The 15,319-nt window shown below is 69.1% G+C and carries 14 protein-coding genes; 1 reads left to right on the forward strand and 13 read right to left on the reverse strand.

From position 1 onward, the window contains the following. Positions 1–7 precede the first annotated feature (7 nt). The 9 genes from ACFVW8_RS04125 to ACFVW8_RS04165 form a co-directional block, all read right to left on the reverse strand. On the reverse strand, positions 8–1,606 hold the full coding sequence (locus ACFVW8_RS04125) for an acyl-CoA synthetase (RefSeq protein ID WP_389686017.1): 1,599 nt from the start codon (positions 1,604–1,606) through the stop codon (positions 8–10). 19 nt (positions 1,607–1,625) lie between these two features. Next, on the reverse strand, positions 1,626–2,315 hold the full coding sequence (locus ACFVW8_RS04130; protein ID WP_389686018.1) for a GntR family transcriptional regulator: 690 nt from the start codon (positions 2,313–2,315) through the stop codon (positions 1,626–1,628). A gap of 82 nt (positions 2,316–2,397) precedes the next feature. Then, the gene (locus tag ACFVW8_RS04135; RefSeq protein ID WP_389686019.1) at positions 2,398–2,781 is read right to left on the reverse strand and encodes a nuclear transport factor 2 family protein; all 384 of its coding nucleotides are present in this window, start codon (positions 2,779–2,781) and stop codon (positions 2,398–2,400) included. A gap of 14 nt (positions 2,782–2,795) precedes the next feature. Beyond that, positions 2,796–3,278: a VOC family protein gene (locus ACFVW8_RS04140; RefSeq protein WP_389686020.1), complete on the reverse strand. Its 483-nt coding sequence runs from the start codon at positions 3,276–3,278 to the stop codon at positions 2,796–2,798. Between the two features lie 29 nt (positions 3,279–3,307). Next, positions 3,308–4,324, reverse strand: coding sequence for a zinc-binding dehydrogenase (locus ACFVW8_RS04145; protein ID WP_389686021.1), 1,017 nt, complete (start codon positions 4,322–4,324; stop codon positions 3,308–3,310). After that, positions 4,321–5,235 carry a fumarylacetoacetate hydrolase family protein gene (locus ACFVW8_RS04150; protein WP_389686022.1) on the reverse strand — a complete coding sequence of 305 codons (915 nt, stop codon included), beginning with the start codon at positions 5,233–5,235 and terminating at the stop codon, positions 4,321–4,323. The genes ACFVW8_RS04145 and ACFVW8_RS04150 overlap by 4 nt, the downstream gene beginning before the upstream one ends. Positions 5,236–5,290: 55 nt before the next feature. Next, on the reverse strand, positions 5,291–6,076 hold the full coding sequence (locus tag ACFVW8_RS04155; RefSeq protein ID WP_389686023.1) for an SDR family NAD(P)-dependent oxidoreductase: 786 nt from the start codon (positions 6,074–6,076) through the stop codon (positions 5,291–5,293). After that, positions 6,073–7,125 carry an NADP-dependent oxidoreductase gene (locus ACFVW8_RS04160; protein ID WP_389686024.1) on the reverse strand — a complete coding sequence of 351 codons (1,053 nt, stop codon included), beginning with the start codon at positions 7,123–7,125 and terminating at the stop codon, positions 6,073–6,075. The genes ACFVW8_RS04155 and ACFVW8_RS04160 overlap by 4 nt, the downstream gene beginning before the upstream one ends. After that, a complete protein-coding gene (locus tag ACFVW8_RS04165) occupies positions 7,122–7,934 on the reverse strand; it encodes an SDR family NAD(P)-dependent oxidoreductase (protein ID WP_389686025.1) in 813 nt (270 codons plus the stop codon). Before ACFVW8_RS04165 ends, ACFVW8_RS04160 begins: the two co-directional genes overlap by 4 nt. A 55-nt stretch (positions 7,935–7,989) precedes the next feature. On the opposite strand from ACFVW8_RS04165, the gene ACFVW8_RS04170 reads away from it, so the two are divergent. After that, positions 7,990–8,385 carry a lipocalin-like domain-containing protein gene (locus tag ACFVW8_RS04170; RefSeq protein WP_389686026.1) on the forward strand — a complete coding sequence of 132 codons (396 nt, stop codon included), beginning with the start codon at positions 7,990–7,992 and terminating at the stop codon, positions 8,383–8,385. A gap of 68 nt (positions 8,386–8,453) precedes the next feature. Here the strand turns inward: ACFVW8_RS04170 and ACFVW8_RS04175 are convergent, their stop codons facing one another. The 4 genes from ACFVW8_RS04175 to ACFVW8_RS04190 are packed head-to-tail and all read right to left on the reverse strand — an operon-like array spanning position 8,454 to position 15,287. Continuing rightward, positions 8,454–10,463 carry a CocE/NonD family hydrolase gene (locus ACFVW8_RS04175; protein WP_389686027.1) on the reverse strand — a complete coding sequence of 670 codons (2,010 nt, stop codon included), beginning with the start codon at positions 10,461–10,463 and terminating at the stop codon, positions 8,454–8,456. After that, positions 10,460–11,173: an ABC transporter ATP-binding protein gene (locus ACFVW8_RS04180; RefSeq protein ID WP_389686028.1), complete on the reverse strand. Its 714-nt coding sequence runs from the start codon at positions 11,171–11,173 to the stop codon at positions 10,460–10,462. The genes ACFVW8_RS04175 and ACFVW8_RS04180 overlap by 4 nt, the downstream gene beginning before the upstream one ends. Next, positions 11,170–13,983, reverse strand: a complete 2,814-nt coding sequence (locus ACFVW8_RS04185) for an ATP-binding cassette domain-containing protein (RefSeq protein WP_389686029.1) — start codon at positions 13,981–13,983, stop codon at positions 11,170–11,172. Before ACFVW8_RS04185 ends, ACFVW8_RS04180 begins: the two co-directional genes overlap by 4 nt. 20 nt (positions 13,984–14,003) lie before the next feature. Further along, positions 14,004–15,287 (reverse strand): ABC transporter substrate-binding protein, encoded by a 1,284-nt coding sequence (locus tag ACFVW8_RS04190; protein ID WP_389686030.1) that lies wholly within the window; start codon positions 15,285–15,287, stop codon positions 14,004–14,006. Positions 15,288–15,319 lie beyond the last annotated feature (32 nt).

Consider the following 15,319-nt stretch of genomic DNA (forward strand, 5'->3'; position numbering starts at 1 on the left):
GCGGTGGTCACCGGTCGGTCGGGTGAGCCGGCCTGCGCTGAGCCCGGCGTTCGGCGGTCCGTGCGCCGGTGACGGGAGTTGCGTAGCTCTCGTGGAGGAGCCGCTTGACCAGCTTCCCGGTCGGAGTCCGCGGAAGGTCGGTCACGAAGTCGATCCGCTTGGGAAGTTTGTACCGAGCCAGTCGCCCGGCGAGGTAGTCCAGCAGGTCCTGTTCGGTCTCGGGAGTCGGATCGCACCCGGCTGCGAGGATGACGACGCCGCGGACTTCCTCACCCAGGTCGGGGTTCGGCACCCCGATGACGGCCGCGTCGCTGACCGACGGATGGACGATGAGTGCATCCTCGATCTCCTGCGGCGAGATGTTCACACCGCCGGAGATGATCAGGAACGACGCCCGGTCGGTCAGATACAGGTATCCGTCCTCGTCGAGACGCCCGATGTCACCGGTCGTGGTCCAGTTGGGGTGGGCCGGGTGCTGGGCGGACCGGGTGAGCTCTTCCTCACCCAAGTACACGAACGGCAGTTCGTCACGTTCGAAGTAGACGGTCCCCACCTCGCCGACCGGGAGTTCGTCGCCGGCACCGTCACAGATCCGGATGACGCCCTGCGCCGGACGCCCGACCGAACCAGGATGTGTGAGCCACTCCGCGGAGTTGATCACGGTCGATCCGCTGCCTTCGGTGGAGGCGTAGAACTCCCAGAGGATCGGTCCCCACCACCGGATCATCGCGTCCTTGACCTCGACCGGGCACGGTGCCGCAGCGTGGATCGCGACACGGTGGCTCGAGAGGTCGAACCGGTCACGGACGTCGTCGGCGAGCTTGAGCAGGCGAACGAACATGGTCGGTACCCACTGGCTGTGCGTCACCCGGTACTTCTCGACAGCCGCGAGGGCATCGGCGGCGCCGAAGCGCTCCATCATCACCACGGTGCCGCCAAGCGCCTGGACTGCGGCACAGAACCGCAGCGGCGCGGCGTGGTAGACGGGAGCCGGGGACAGGTACACGGTCTCGGGACCGAAGCCGAAGTACGCCTGGGACATCGCCACGACCGGATCGCCGGGTTCGTCGATCCGGCGACGCGGGAGCACCTGCCGGATGCCCTTCGGCTGTCCGGTCGTTCCCGAGGTGTAGAGAATGTCGGCGCCGCACGGCTGGTCGGGCGGCACGACCGCCGAGGCGGCGACAACCGCCTGCTCATAGTCGTCGTAGCCTTCGACCCGTGTCCCGTAGGCCAGCGCGACCTTGACGTCGGGCACCTGCGGGCGGAGCTCTCGCGGCAGGTCGCCGAGTCGCCCCGAAACAATCAGCGCCGCGGCTCCGCAGTCGTTGACGACGAAGGCCACTTCGGCTGCGGTCAGGTGGCTGTTGACCGCGGTGATGTACAGGCCCGCACGCAGTGCACCCCAGTAGACCTCGAACGCTTCCGGGGTGTTGTCGGAGACGAGCGCGACCGCATCTCCGGGCACGAGCCCCGCGCCACGAAGGGTGTTGGCCACTCTCGCGGACCGGTCTTCGAGCTCGGCGAAGGTGAGCGTTCGGCCGCTCCCGGCCATGACCACTGCCGCCCGGCCCGGTGTGGAGCGGGCGTGAGTTCCGGGATACATGTCAGGAATCTCCGTGTGTTCAGGCGGCAGGCGGGTCCTGGTTCTCGAACCGGAGCAGCACCAGGTCCGCTGTTACCGCGATGTGCTCGGCGTAGAGACGGGAGGCTTCCTTGGCGTTGCGTGCCAAGGCGGCTTCCATGATGGCGAGGTGCTCCTTGGCGGCGTTGGTCCGGCGCCCGATCATCGGGGCGGACCAGCGCCTGTAGAGCTCGCTGGCGTCGTAGAGCTGGTGACAGATGTCCAACAGGTAGGAGTTGTCGCACGCTTCCATCAGTGCGAAGTGGAACCGTTTGTGCTGCACGGAGAAGTCGTCGTTGGTGTGCTCTTCGTCCTCGTGCGCGTAGATCGGGGTGTTCACCATGCGGTGGTGGGCCGCAACGATCTGGCTTTCCCAGTCGACGTCGCCGAACTCGACGGAGAGTTCGACCGCACGGCATTCGTTGAGTGCACGGGCCGCGACCAATTGCCTGAGACCTTCGGGTGTCAGATTCATGACGTGGAAGCCGCGGTTGTGCAGGGAGACCACGAGCCGCTGTTCGACGAGCCGTGTGAGGGCCTCCCGCACGACTCCGACGCTGACACTGAGCTGCCGGCCGATCTCGCTGGGCCTGAGCTGGGTGCCGGGGGCGAACTTTCCGGTGAGGATTTCACGCCTCAGTTGGTTGTAGACATCCATCGTCAAGGTGACGGACTTGCCGCGCTTAGCCATGGAGGAAATAGTAGTCCGAGGCGGCCGTGGATCGATAATTCTGCTGAAAGTCGTTTCTGGGCTGATCGTCGGAGTGCGAGGATCATCGGTTGCCACGTGGCGCGGGAGCCTTGGTGGACTGGAACGCACGCAGTCGCCAGTGCCCGTCGGCGTCCGCGGTCCACACCGACATGGTGAGCGAGGCGATCTCGACGTCTCGGCCGTGCGCCGTACCCCGAGCGGTCATCCGGCCCATGGCGAGCGCGGTCGTGCGGTCGACCGCATCGACAGTGATGTCGTGGTCGATCGCATCGTAGGACCAGGTCCCTTCGGCAAGCGCCGCCACGTACGTGGCCTTGCCGTCGGCCATGCCGTGGGAGTGCACGTAGACGAGTTCGTCGTGGAGCAGGTGCGCGACCCGGTCGTGGTCCCCCGCGACCAGAGCGGCGATCCGGCTCGCGTCGGCGGCGTGGACTTCTTGAGTCACGCGCTCGGTCGTGGTCAGAACGACGGCCCTCCTTCTTCGACGAGACGCTTGTTCTCGGCCAGGACATCCTTCACGGAGCCATCGAGGCTGATGGTCTTGCGGAAGGGCTGACTCACGTCCAGGCCGGTCTGCCAGTACACCTCCAGCTTGTTGGCCTCGGGGTCCTGGAAGTAGATACCGATGGCGTTGCCGTGGGTCACGACCGCTTCGATCCTGGAGCCGTAATCGAGCAGCGCCCGGTGGTAGATCTGCAGTGCCTCGACGCCGTCGACGCGCCAGGAGATCTGGTTGACCAGACGTGCGCCGGGCGGCACGTTGCGTCCGGGAGCCAGCACCATCTCGTGGTGCTCGAACTCGGGGCGGGAGGAGAGGAACACCAGTCCGAGACCGGGGTCCTCATCGGTGACGGTGAGACCCAGGACGCGCTCGTAGAAGTCGCGCATCGTAGTGACGTCGTCGCAGTGCAGGCCTGTGTGGCCGAGTTCGAGGATTCCCATACCGATGCCTTTCGTGGGTCCGCTGCGGTTCAGCGGGTCGGGTCGAGCTGGATCTTGAGATGGCGGCCGTCGCCGTTGATGAGGGAGCCGAAGCAGCGAGCGGCCTCGCCGAGCGGGGCGACTTCGGTGACCAGTTGGCCGAGCGGGATCCGGCCGGCGGCGAGATGCTCCAGCGCTTCGTCGAGTTCGGCCGGAGCACAGCTGGCAGCACCGACGATCTCGACCTCCTTCTGCACGATGGCGAACTGGGAGACCGGGACCAGCTCCAGCGGGACGCCCTGGAGAACGACCCGGCCGGTCGCCTTCGCCAGCGAGACCGCCTGTCCGGCTGCGGAGGGGTGACCCGAGCACTCGAGGACGGCGTCGGCAGGCCCACCGAGAATGTCGCGAACCCCGGCGCCGGCATCCTCGGGGCCGAGGACGTCGAACCCCATCCGGGCGGCCGCTTCGCGGCGGAGCGGATTGGGATCGATCACCACGACCCGTTCCGTGCCCCGAGCGCGGAGCGCACAAGCTGCCATCGCACCGATCGGGCCGGCACCCAGCACCGCGACCTTGCTCGAATCGTTGACGTTGGCCTTCGCGACACCGTGAATGGCGATGGACAGCGGCTCGGCCAGGGCGCCGGCCTCGTAGCTGAGGGTGTCGGCGAGTGGATGCAGCAGGCTGTGATGCACGACGAGGCGTTCTGCCATGCCACCTCGGATGGTCCCCAGGCCGAGCGCGGTGTCGAAATGGTTGCGGCAGATGTGCGGGTGACCGGCACGGCAGGTGCTGCACAGGCCGCAGGGAGTGCCGTGGTACAGCGCGACGCGCTGCCCCGGCTCCCATCCGGTGACGGCGTCGCCATGGGCCACGATGTCGCCGGAGATCTCGTGGCCCAGGATCGCACCGGCCCGATAGCGCGAGTTCTTGAGCGCGTGCAGGTCGGAGCCGCAGATTCCGGCACGTGCGACCCGGACGACGACCTCGTCGGCGCGCGGTTCCGGCTCGTCGACGTCGATGACCGCGATACCGCGGGCCTCGGTGACTGCGATCGCCTTCACTTACGGACCCCCACTGCGTTGTTGTCGGTTCGGCCGGACGGCCGCGGCACCCGGTCGGCTGTCTCGACCATGACGTTGTGCAACCGGCCAACGCCGTCCACCCAGGTGTCCAGGACGTCTCCGGGCTGAAGGAACCTCGGAGGCCGCCGGGTCGCTCCGACCCCCTCGGGCGTGCCGGTGAAGATCAGGTCTCCCGGGTACATCGTGCACAGGGAGGAGATGTACCCGACCAGGGTCGGTACGTCGAAGATGAGGTCCGAGGTCCGCGATGCCTGCATCTGCTCACCGTTGACGGCACAGCCCAGGCCCAGGTCGTCCGGATCCGCCAGTTCGCTGACGGAGACGACCTCGGGTCCGATCGGGCCGAAGCCCGGGAGCGACTTCGCCATCGACAACTGCGGCAACGGGCCCTGCCTTTGGAGTACTCGTTCGGAGAGGTCCTGGCCGACCGTCACACCGGCGACGTGCTCCCATCCGTCGTGGGCGGCGACGTTGCGGGCGGTGCGGCCCATCACGACGACGAGTTCGACCTCCCAGTCGACGTACCGGCTCGGCAGCGGAACCGGCGCCGAGGGTCCGGTGAGGCAGCTGGGGAACTTGGTGAAGATGACCGGCGACTCCGGTGGATCGAACCCGGCCTCGGCGGCGTGGTTCCCGTAGTTCGCGCCCAGGCAGAAGATCTGACGGGGCCTGGGGACCGGGATGCCGGCATCGGCCGGGTCGTATGCGAGGAATCCCGGAAGGTCAGCCGGATCGGGCTGAGCGCTCCACCACGCCTCGATGTCGCCCCAGTGGTCGTAGACCCCTTGGGGGGCGGAGTCGAACCGGCCGCGGGAGGCGCCGGCCAGGTCAAGGGCTGTGCTGGCGGAGAGGACGACGACGGCACGACCGTTGACGTTGGCTACACGCATGGCTGGGAACTCCTCCGGGGTGGGGGTGCTGCGGCGATCGGACGGGGCTGTTGTCTCACCACGGCATCGCGGCGCCGCCGTTGGCGCGCAGTGTCTGCCCGGTGACGAACGCCGCAGCGGGGCTCAGCAGGTAGAGGACCTGGTCCGCGACGTCGTCCGGCACTCCGACGGTCTTCATCGGTGACTGCCTCGCCCACCCGGTCAGGAACCGGCCCCGGGTGTCTTCGTCGGTGTCGTGATCGGCCATCGAGAGTCCGGTGGGGATGAAGCCGGGGGCGACGACATTGGCGCGGACGCCGTCCCGGCCGGCTTCGGCGGCAAGCGTCTTGGTGAGCATCGCGATCGCCGCCTTCGACATCGAGTAGGCACCGGAACCGGGGAACGGCCGGTCGATGGCGCCGGAGGCGAGAGTGACCACGGAGCCGCCGCCGGAAGCCTTCAGGTGTGGCAGCGCCGCCTGAACGGCGTGCAGGGTGCCCCGGAAGTGAACCGCGAAGATGCGCTGGAACGAGGCGAGGTCGAGGTTCTCGACGGTCGCGTTGTCCCCGGGCACTCCCGCACAGGTGACCAGTCCGTGGAGGCCACCCGGCCCGTCCTGGACGGCCTGATCGACGGTGTCGGCGACGGCCCGCCTGTCGGTGACGTCGAGCCGGTATCCGGTGGCCGTGCCACCGGACCCGCGGATCTGCTCGGCAGCCGACTCAGCGGCGTCCGGGTCCCGGTCGGTGCAGGCGATGTGGGCGCCGTACGACGCGAGCTTGATCGCGCTCGCCCTGCCGAGCCCGTTGCCGGCCCCGGTCAGGAAGACGGTCATGCCGTCCAGGCGAAGGTTGGTGCTCAAGACTTCTCCTCCGCGGTCCCGTGCGTATCGGTGACGCGTACCAGGACCTTTCCGTAGTTGTTGCCGGCGAACAGGTCCGCGAGCGCGTCCGGGAAGGACTCGATGCCCTGGCGGATGTGGGTGTCGACGTGCAGGGTGCCCGCCCTCAGCAGCGCGCTGATCTCGGCCCGCGCCCGGCCGAACACGTCCGCGTGGTCGAAGACGAGGAAGCCGGTCATGGTCGCCCGCGCGACGAGGAGTTCCATGTAGTTGGAGGGGCCGGCCATGGCGGCCTCGTTGTACTGCGAGATGGCGCCGCACAGCGCGATCCGGGCGCCCCGGGCGAGGTTCGCGAGCGCCGCTTCGAGCACCGGGCCGCCGACGTTGTCGAAGTACACGTCGATCCCGCCGGGCGTCGCCGCCGCGACGTCGGCGCCGAGTGTGCCGGACCGGTGATCGACGCACGCGTCGAACCCCAGGACTTCGACGACGTACCGGCACTTCTCGGGTCCGCCTGCCACGCCGACGACCCGCGCTCCGCGGGCCTTGGCGAGCTGCCCCGCGACCGAGCCGACCGCGCCGGCGGCACCACTGACGAGAACGGTGTCGCCGGATCGCATGGCTGCGACGGCATGCAGGCCGATCCATGCGGTGAGTCCGGGGACGCCGAGCACGCCCAGGCAGGACGGGAGGTCCTGATCCGCGACCTCTCCGAGCACGAGCAGGCCTCGCGCGGCGACGGTGGCATGGCTGCGGACTCCGAAGTCGCCGGTGACGACCGAGCCGACCGGGCACCGATCGGCTCGGGAGACCAGGACCCGGCCGATGCCGGCCGCGGGCACCAGGTCGCCGACCTCGACCGGTTCCCGGTAGGTGCGGGCTCCGCCGACCCAGGCCCGCATGGCCGGATCGACCGAGATGTAGAGCACCTCGACGGTCACTTCATCCGGGCCGGGGGCGGCGACCGCAGCCCGGTCGATGGTCCAGTCCGCCGCGACCGGCAGACCGGCGGGGCGTCGGGCGAGCCGGACCTGGCTGCTGGTCCCGGTCTCCCGGGCGGGCGCGCTCACCATGGCATGGTGATTCCGCCGTTGGTGCGCAGAGTCTGCCCGGTGACGAACGCGGAAGCGTCGCTGACCAGGTAGTGGATCTGCGAGGCGATGTCCTGCGGACCGCACAGCTCCCGCAACGGCGACTTGCGACGCCACCATTCGAGGTAGGCCACGCGCTCCTGTTCGGCGTCGTCACCGGCGATCCGTCCCAGTGACAGATCGCTCGGCACGAAGCTCGGGGCCACCGCGTTGACCCGGACCCCGACGGCGGCGACCTCCACGGAGAGCACCCGGGTCAGCATGCTGATCGCGGCCTTCGCGACCGCGTAGGCACCGACGGTGGGCGGGTGGATGTCGACCGCTTCGGACGACATGTTGACAATGGCCCCGGCGCCCGCCGGCCGCATCACCGACATCGCCGCACGGCACCCGTTGAGGGTGCCCATCAGGTGGGTGTCGAAGATCCGGTCGAACGCGTCGTCGGTCATCTCCGCGACGGTCTGTGGCGTGCCGGCGATGCCGGCGATGTTGCACCAGATGTCGAGGCGGTCGCGGTCGGCGAGGACACCGTCCGCGACCGCCTGAACCGCAGCGGCATCGGTGACGTCGAGCGCGACCGGGTGGGCCCCGGCGAGCGGGTCGGTTACATGGGCGGCCGCATCGAGCGACAGATCGGTGGCAACGACGTGCGCCCCTGCCGAGACCAGGGTCTCGACGACGGTGCTGCCGATGACTCCGCCGGCGCCCGTGACGACAGCGGTCCGGCCGGTCAGGTCCCACCGATCGTGGCCTGTTCCGTGGTAGCGGATTATCGATTCTTCATTCATAATTGATTCTAGCGTAGATGCTCGTCTTCCTGTCGTCAATGCATTCGAGGGCCTCATGGACATCGCCACACATCCTCTGATCGGTACCTGGTCCCTGCTCTCCTACGAGGTGCGCGGGTCCGATGGCTCCGTGCGCCGTCCGCTGGGCGCGAACCCGGCCGGGCTCGGCATCTACACCGCGGAGGGCCTCGTCTCGGCCCAGCTCATGCGTCCCGGACCGCGGACCGACGACCGCCGGGACTACGTCGCGTACGCCGGCCGCTGGACCTGCGACGGGACCTCGGTCTCACATCACGTCGACCTCGCTCTGCACGACGACTGGGTCGGAACCACACTGGTTCGGACGTTCACCCTGCAATCCGGACGACTGGTCCTCGAACCGCCGGCGACCGAACGGGACGGAGTCACGTTCCAGCCGGCCCTGACCTGGGGCCGGGCGGAGACGTCGTGATCCGCCCGGCCCCCATGGAGGTGGACCTGGTCGTGCCGCCCGGCGGCGCATCCTGACCTGAGCGATCCTCAAAGCGGAGCGAACGGCACCGAGACCGCCGACGGATGGCGGGAATTACGCAGCACCTCGTAGCGACCGCCGACAAGCGTCAAGGTCTGCGGCAACGTCGGCTGGAGGTGCGGCGCGTCAGTGCTGGACACCTGGATGCGCAGCCGGTGCCCCGCTTCGAGGGTCGCGAAGGTGGGAAACAGCTCGACGTCGTACCGGGTGACGAGGCCGGGTTGCACGGGCTTCGCCGAGGACGCCGTGGCTGGGTGGAAGGGCAGCACCAGTCGTCCGTCGAGGAACCAGCTCCGCTTCTTGTCCACGGCACGTTGAGACCCCAGCAGCGCACCGGAGGTGAGCGGGCGGGAACGGCCGTCGGGGCCGACGTCGTCGACGGTGGCGACGAGTTGGCTCTCGTCGGTGCTGCTGGTCAGGTACAGCCGGGCGGCGATCGGGCCGGCGATGCGTCGCGCCTTGCCGAACGCGGCGGTCGTATAGGTGAGGACGGCCGGCCCGGTCTGCGCCGCACGGTCGTCGGTGTTGCACTGCCACCCGGCACCGAGCTGGTCCAGCACCGTGCTCGGCAGGCCGCCGAGCCACTGATCGGTCGAGCGGGAGCAGGCAGAGCCGTCGGCGGGGCTCCAGATGAGCTTGTCACGACCGGTTGCCATGGGTGGGCGGCCCGGAGTCAGACGGCCGTCGTTGCGCGACGGTGCGGTTCCGGTCCTGCCCGCGCCGAAATAGTAGGTACTCACGCCGGTGGCCGGAACCGGATAGGTCGGCCAATCGCTGTGCGTTCCGGTGGTGGCGTCGATGACGTGCAGGGGCGTGCGGGTCCGGTCGATTCCCGTGGACCGGCCCTTGAGCCACCTGTCGTACCAGGCGATCTGGAGGTCTTGGACGTCCAGCGCCGCGAAGTCGACGTGGGTCCATGGGCCGAGCAGCAGCTGGTAGCGTCCCGTCACTTGTTGCTGGGCCGCCATCGGCTTGTGCACGGGCCGGCCTGCCCAGGCGTTCTGCAGGCCCGCGAAGTTGAGAGGCTCGCCGCGCTGGAAGATGTCGAACGCGCCACCGACCAGGTAGGCGGGGATCCCGTTGGCGACGATCTTGTCCAGGACCCCGCGCGGCGAGCGGCCCCGCCAGTACGCGGAGTCGGTCGTGCGGTTGCCGGTCAAGGCCATGTCCGCGATCAGCGCGGCGTTGTAGTTGACGTCCCCGAGCAGATTGCGGAGCAATGACCGAAGGGCTGCCGGGGCTATGGCCGGGTCATTGAGCGCTTCGATGACTGGGCCGGTGAGGTTCTGCGAGGGAAGGAGCCCCAGGAGCCAGACGGAGAGAAAGGAGAAGTCAGGAATGCTGCCCATGGTGACGACGTCTCGGTAGAGGTCATGAGCGGCTGCGACCGGGAAGATCGCCTTCAACGGTGAGTGAGGCCCTACGGCGCCCGCGATGAGCAGTTGATTGGTGCCCAGGTACGAGCCGCCGATGAGCCCGACGGCTCCGCTGGCCCCCTGGAGTCTCGATACCCAGCCGACAAGACGAACCCCGTCGGACACTTCCGCGGGAGCGAAGATCTGGAAGTCGCCCTCGGAGAGGCCGGTTCCACGGATGTCCGCGATGACCTCGATGTAGCCACGATGCACGAGATGGGTGTCGATGGCGTAGTTGTTCTTGCCGTACGGCGTCGTCGTGAGCAGGACCGGGAACTTCCCGGCCGCGGTCCTGCTGGTTCCGAGGACGGCCGGCCGGACGATGTCGACGCGCAGCTTCGTACCGTCGGCCATCCGGACTGCGACGTTGCGTTGCAGGTTGTGGCCGTAGCGTTCGGGGCCCGGCTGCTCTCCTGTGTGGAGCCCGGTCGTGGTCGCGCCGGCGGCGGTGGTCGCCGTGCGTGTCGCGGCGGCGTCGTGCACCACGGTGTCCTGCGCGCGGGTCGGCTGCGCGATGGCGAGGAACATCAACACCGACGCGAGGACCATCGGGACCGCGGCAACGGGGCGCAGAACCACCCGACGTGCGTGAAGGCCGGTCATCCGGTGATCCCCGCTTCCTTGCCCGGTACGTAGGCGGCGTGCAGTTCGTCCATCCGGCCGCGCAGTTCTTCGGCAGGCCCCTCCATCACGACTTCGCCCTGCTGGAGGACGTATCCGCGCTGGGCGAGGTCGAGCGCGGCCTTGACGTGCTGCTCGACGACGAGCACCGCGATGCCGCGTTCGGCAGCCGCCGTACGAACGAGCTCGACGAGCTGGGTGACGACCACCGGCGCCAGGCCCATGGTCATCTCGTCGATCAGGAGCACGCTGGGCTGCGAAGCGAGCGCTGCGGCGAGCGCCAGGATCTGCTGCTCTCCTCCGGAGAGCAGCCCCGCCCGACGGTCCGCCAGCCGTTGCAGCGCCGGGTAGTCGTCGAGCAACGGGTCGCCACGTCGCCGTGACCGGGCACGCAGCCAGAGGTTCTCGCGGACGGTCAGCCCGGAGAAGAGCCCGCGGCGCTCAGGCAGGTATCCGAGTCCCCGCTTGCCGGCTTCGGCCGTGCTCCGCACCTGATGTCCATGGACCTCGACCTCGCCTCCGAGGGGGTGCAGTACACCGGCGACGGTGTCGAGGGTGGTCGTCTTCCCCGCCCCGTTGGGCCCGATCAGCGCAACGATCTCGCCCGGCTCGACCGTGAGGTCGAGGGAACGGGTGACCGGGACGCCGTTGTGCCCGGCGCTGAGCGACGTGAGACTCAGGGCGGCGGTCATCGGGACTCCTGGGGGGTGCGGTCGGTGCTCTCGAAGCCGGATGGTCCGCCCCCGTGGACGGCCGGTTCGGTGCTGTCGGTCCCGACGTAGGCGGCCAGCACCGCCGGGTCGGCGGCAATGTCTCCGGGCGGGCCATGCGCGATCACCCGGCCGAAGTCGAGCACCGTCACCTCGTCGCAGATGCTCATCACGAGGGGGAGGTCGTGCTCGATGAGAAGGATTCCCACGCCCGTCCCGGCGATCGCGCGGAGCCGGCGACCGAGCTGGGCGCTCTCCTCGGAGTCGAGGCCCGCGGCCGGCTCGTCCGCGAGCAGTACCAGCGGTGCCGAGGCCAACGCCCGTGCTACGCCGACCAGTTTGAGCTGCCCCGTCGACACCTCGCCGGCGCTGCGGTGGGCGAGCTCCGCGATGTCCAGGAGGTGCAGTGCCGCGGCCGCTTGCTGCCCGTCGCTCCGGGCCCGGCCGAAGAGATCGCGCAGCAGGTCGCCGTGCCTGCCGGGATCGGAGGCGACGAGCAGGTTCTCCAGCACGGTGAGGTCGGTGAAGATCTCGCCCGCCTGCCAGGTGCGCGCCAGCCCGGCCTGCTGGCGACGGTGGGTCGCCCGGCCGTCGAGGCTTCGGCCGTCGAGCCGTACCTGGCCGGTGTGGGCGGCGAAGCCCGTGATCGCGTCGACGGTACTGGTCTTGCCCGCGCCGTTGGGGCCGATCAGCCCATGAATCGTGCCCGGCTTCAGGACCAGGCCGAGGTTCTGGACCGCGGTCACGCCGCCGTAGGACACCGAGAGGTCGTGGATCTCCAGGGCGGGCCGGGTCGATCGGTCGCGTCGCGGGAGTTGCGCGGCGGCCGGGACCGGCCGTTCGGTGGCGCGGCGAGGGCGGCCGATCCGGTTGCGGACCCATCCGATCTGGTCGGCGAGGGCGCCGACGGCCCCCCTGGGCTGGGAGATCGAGGCCAGGATCAGGCCCAGCCCGCCGACGACGTCGTAGAACGACCCGACGTCGAGGAAGCGCTGGAGGATGACGTAGCCGAGCCCCTGGGGCGCGAAGAAGCCCGCGAACAGAGCACCGCCCACGCTGGTGATGCCGCCGAGGAACGCGTAGAGGAGGTAGGTCAGACCCGTGAAGAAGTTGAAGCCTCCGGCCGAGACGGTCCCGCGGCTGTAGGCGAGGAGGGCGCCGGCGATACCCGCCAGGAAGGCCGAGAGCGCGAACGCCCACATCTTGGTGCGCGCGACGTCGATGCCGACCGATGCTGCGGCACGTTCGTTCGATCGCACCGCAAGCAGACGGCGCCCCGATCGGCCGGCGATGACCCGGGCGACGAGCCAGATGCACGCGACCAGGAACACCAGCACAGTGATGACGAAGGCCGGCCGCGCATAGTCGCTGCCGGACTGCATCGACAGATCGAGCGGGCCGATGGCCGGTCCGTCGAGTGCCGCGCTGCCGGGCTCGGCCTGGATGTGCTGGAGGACCAGCTTCTCCACCGCGATGGCGCCGGCGAGGGTCACGACCGCGAGCTGCGCGCCGCGGATGCGGAGCGCCGGCAGTCCCGCCAGTACGCCGGCCAGCGAGCCGGCCGCGGCCGCGACCAGCACGCTCAGCGGGAACGGCAGCTCGTGGGTCACCCGCACGAGGGCGAACGCGGCGACACCCGCCACCCCCGCCTGGCCGAGCGACACCTGGCCGACAAGGCCGATCAGGACGACGAAACCGAGCGCGATGATGGCGAAGATCATCGAGAGCACCAAGCCGCTGCGGTCATCGGCGCCGAGGGCGAAGGTGAGTGGTACCACGATCAGGACGCCGATGCCGATGCCCTTCCACGTGGCCGAGCGCCGCAGTACGGCGGGCAGCCTGGCCCCTGCGATGTAGCCGCGGCCGGGCAGGCTGCGCCCGGCGAAGACGAGCATCGCCACGATGACGATGAACGGCAGTGATTCGGTGGTGCCGGCCGGAATGGCATCGGGCCACCAGGGCTGCAGCTGCCAGTAGGTGAACAGGGACTCGAGAACGCCGAGGCCCACGCCGGTCGCGGCCGCGACCAGGACGCTGGTCATCCGGCCGACAAGCATCGCGGCCAGGCCCGGAGCGACCAGCAATGCGGCGTTGCCCGGATCTAGGCCGGTGATGGGGCTGGCGAGCGAGATCAGCAGGGCCGGGATGCCGGCGCCGACAGCCCAGGTCATCAGCGACAGCCGGTCGGCCGACCAGCCGGAGAGGGTCAGAGCAGTGGTTCCGTCCACGCTCGCACGGGTGGCCAGGCCGACCAGGGTCCAGCGGAAGAACGCCGCGACAGCGAGCGCGATGACGACGGTGACCGCCAGCATCCACAGCCGGTCCTCGGAGAATTCGAGCCCTCCCAGGGTGAGCGGGTCGGTGGGCAGGATCGGGTCCGTCTCACGGCCGCCGTCGCCGAAGCGCCGGACAATGAGCGCGTTCAACAGCGTGAGCAGGCCGACCGATGCCGTGATGCGAGCAACGATGGACGCGTCACGCAGCGGCCGGAAGATCAGGAGGTGCGTGAGCATCCCGATGATCACTGACGATGCGACACCGAGCGCCAACGCGACCGGCACCGGCTGGGGGCCGCCGAGCGAGACGCTGTCGGGGATGATCAGGACCGGGAACACCAGCCTGCCGGTGGTGGTCAGTTCCTGGAAGGTGAAGGCTCCCCACAGGGCGATGCCGGCCTGGGCGAAGCTGATCACGCCCGAGCCCTTGAAGACGGTGACCAGACCCATGCCAAGACCGGCGTACACCGCTCCCGACGCAAGTCCGAGAATCGCGAAGAGAAGAATCTGCGTCATGAACTCGGTCCCGTCCTACTTCACTTGGTGACGTCGAAGAACGATCCGCCGACCATCTCGAAGCCGCCCTTGCCGTCGGCCTCGAGCTGGGCCATCCGGGTGCCGCACGACCCGCCGTCGGGAACCGGTCGCCTGGTGCAGTCGACTCCTGACTGGCCGAGGAAGACATCGCCCTTGAAGCCCTTCACAGCGGTGCCTGCGGTGGCGGCCGTGACCTCACCGCTCAGACCTTTGACCGCCTCCGCGAACGTGGTGACGTCGGAGAATCCGTAGATGGCGAAGGAGTCGATGGCGGCGGCGGAGCCGTCGGCCTTCATGGCCTTCTTGTAGGTGTCGATGTCCTGCTTGGTCTTCGCCGGCGCGGTCGCCTCGGCCGTCGGCGGCACCAGGACGGCGAGCGAGATGACGCCCTTGGCGACGGCGCCGAGTTCGGAGGCGAAGTCGGTGCAGTTCACGACGAAGAGGTGGCCCTTGTAGCCGAGTTGGCGGGCGGTCTTCACGCCGTTGGTGCACGCGGCCTCGTTGCCGCTGATGTAGATGGCGTCAGCACCCTTGGCCTTGGCCGCGGTGACCGCTGCGGCGAAGTTCGGCGATCCGGGGTTGTACGCCGTCAGGCTCGCCTTCATCCCCATCGCGCCGGCCGCTGCGCCGACGTTCCTGCTCAGGATCTTGAGCATCTGCGGGCCGGGGTCGGCACCGACGATGACGAGGTTCTTCGTACCGAGCTTGTCGAGTGCCTTGAGGGCAGCGGGGAAGCTCAGACTCCACGGGACGGAGGTCAGGTTCGCGTCCGGGCTGACGTCGACACCTTGGACAAGGGTGGTTGCTCCGGACACCGGGATGCCGGCCTTCTTGAGCGGTGCCAGCTTGGCGTCGGCTGTGGGGTCGAAACCTTCGAGACTGACGACTGCCTTCTTGGAGATGAGTTCCTGGGCGCAGGCGATGGTGCTTTCGGCGGTGCCGTTCGCCTTGCAGACGACGAGTTCGAGGGGGCGGCCGTTGACGCCGCCGTTCTCGTTGACGTATCTGATGGCCGCGGAGGCGCCGACGCTCACGTCCGGGTAGGTCAGGGGCCCCTGTTCGGCGTTGATCAAGCCGACGACCACGGGGTCGCCCTTGAGACCGGCGGACCGGTCGGCGGCGTCGTCGGACCCACCGCCGGAGCCACAGGCGGCGAGGGCGGCGGCGAGGGCGAGGGCGGCGACCGCGACGCGTGCGCGACGACCGATCGACGGTCCGGACGGTGCCCCGGACGGGGACTTCGCGAGCGTCATATCCATGTCCTTGTCGACGATGTTGAACATAATCGATTATTTTTCGCCCGCACCTCACCCAC

This window comes from Streptomyces sp. NPDC058221 (genome assembly GCF_042882365.1).
In the GTDB taxonomy this organism is placed as follows: domain Bacteria; phylum Actinomycetota; class Actinomycetes; order Streptomycetales; family Streptomycetaceae; genus Streptomyces.

Coding starts and splice junctions, on each gene's coding strand:
- ACFVW8_RS04125 (WP_389686017.1), bottom strand. CDS start 1,606: ATGTATCCCGGAACTCACGCCCGCTCCACACCGGGCCGGGCGGCAGTG.
- ACFVW8_RS04130 (WP_389686018.1), bottom strand. CDS start 2,315: ATGGCTAAGCGCGGCAAGTCCGTCACCTTGACGATGGATGTCTACAAC.
- ACFVW8_RS04140 (WP_389686020.1), bottom strand. CDS start 3,278: ATGGGAATCCTCGAACTCGGCCACACAGGCCTGCACTGCGACGACGTC.
- ACFVW8_RS04150 (WP_389686022.1), bottom strand. CDS start 5,235: ATGCGTGTAGCCAACGTCAACGGTCGTGCCGTCGTCGTCCTCTCCGCC.
- ACFVW8_RS04165 (WP_389686025.1), bottom strand. CDS start 7,934: ATGAATGAAGAATCGATAATCCGCTACCACGGAACAGGCCACGATCGG.
- ACFVW8_RS04170 (WP_389686026.1), top strand. CDS start 7,990: ATGGACATCGCCACACATCCTCTGATCGGTACCTGGTCCCTGCTCTCC.
- ACFVW8_RS04175 (WP_389686027.1), bottom strand. CDS start 10,463: ATGACCGGCCTTCACGCACGTCGGGTGGTTCTGCGCCCCGTTGCCGCG.
- ACFVW8_RS04180 (WP_389686028.1), bottom strand. CDS start 11,173: ATGACCGCCGCCCTGAGTCTCACGTCGCTCAGCGCCGGGCACAACGGC.
- ACFVW8_RS04185 (WP_389686029.1), bottom strand. CDS start 13,983: ATGACGCAGATTCTTCTCTTCGCGATTCTCGGACTTGCGTCGGGAGCG.
- ACFVW8_RS04190 (WP_389686030.1), bottom strand. CDS start 15,287: ATGTTCAACATCGTCGACAAGGACATGGATATGACGCTCGCGAAGTCC.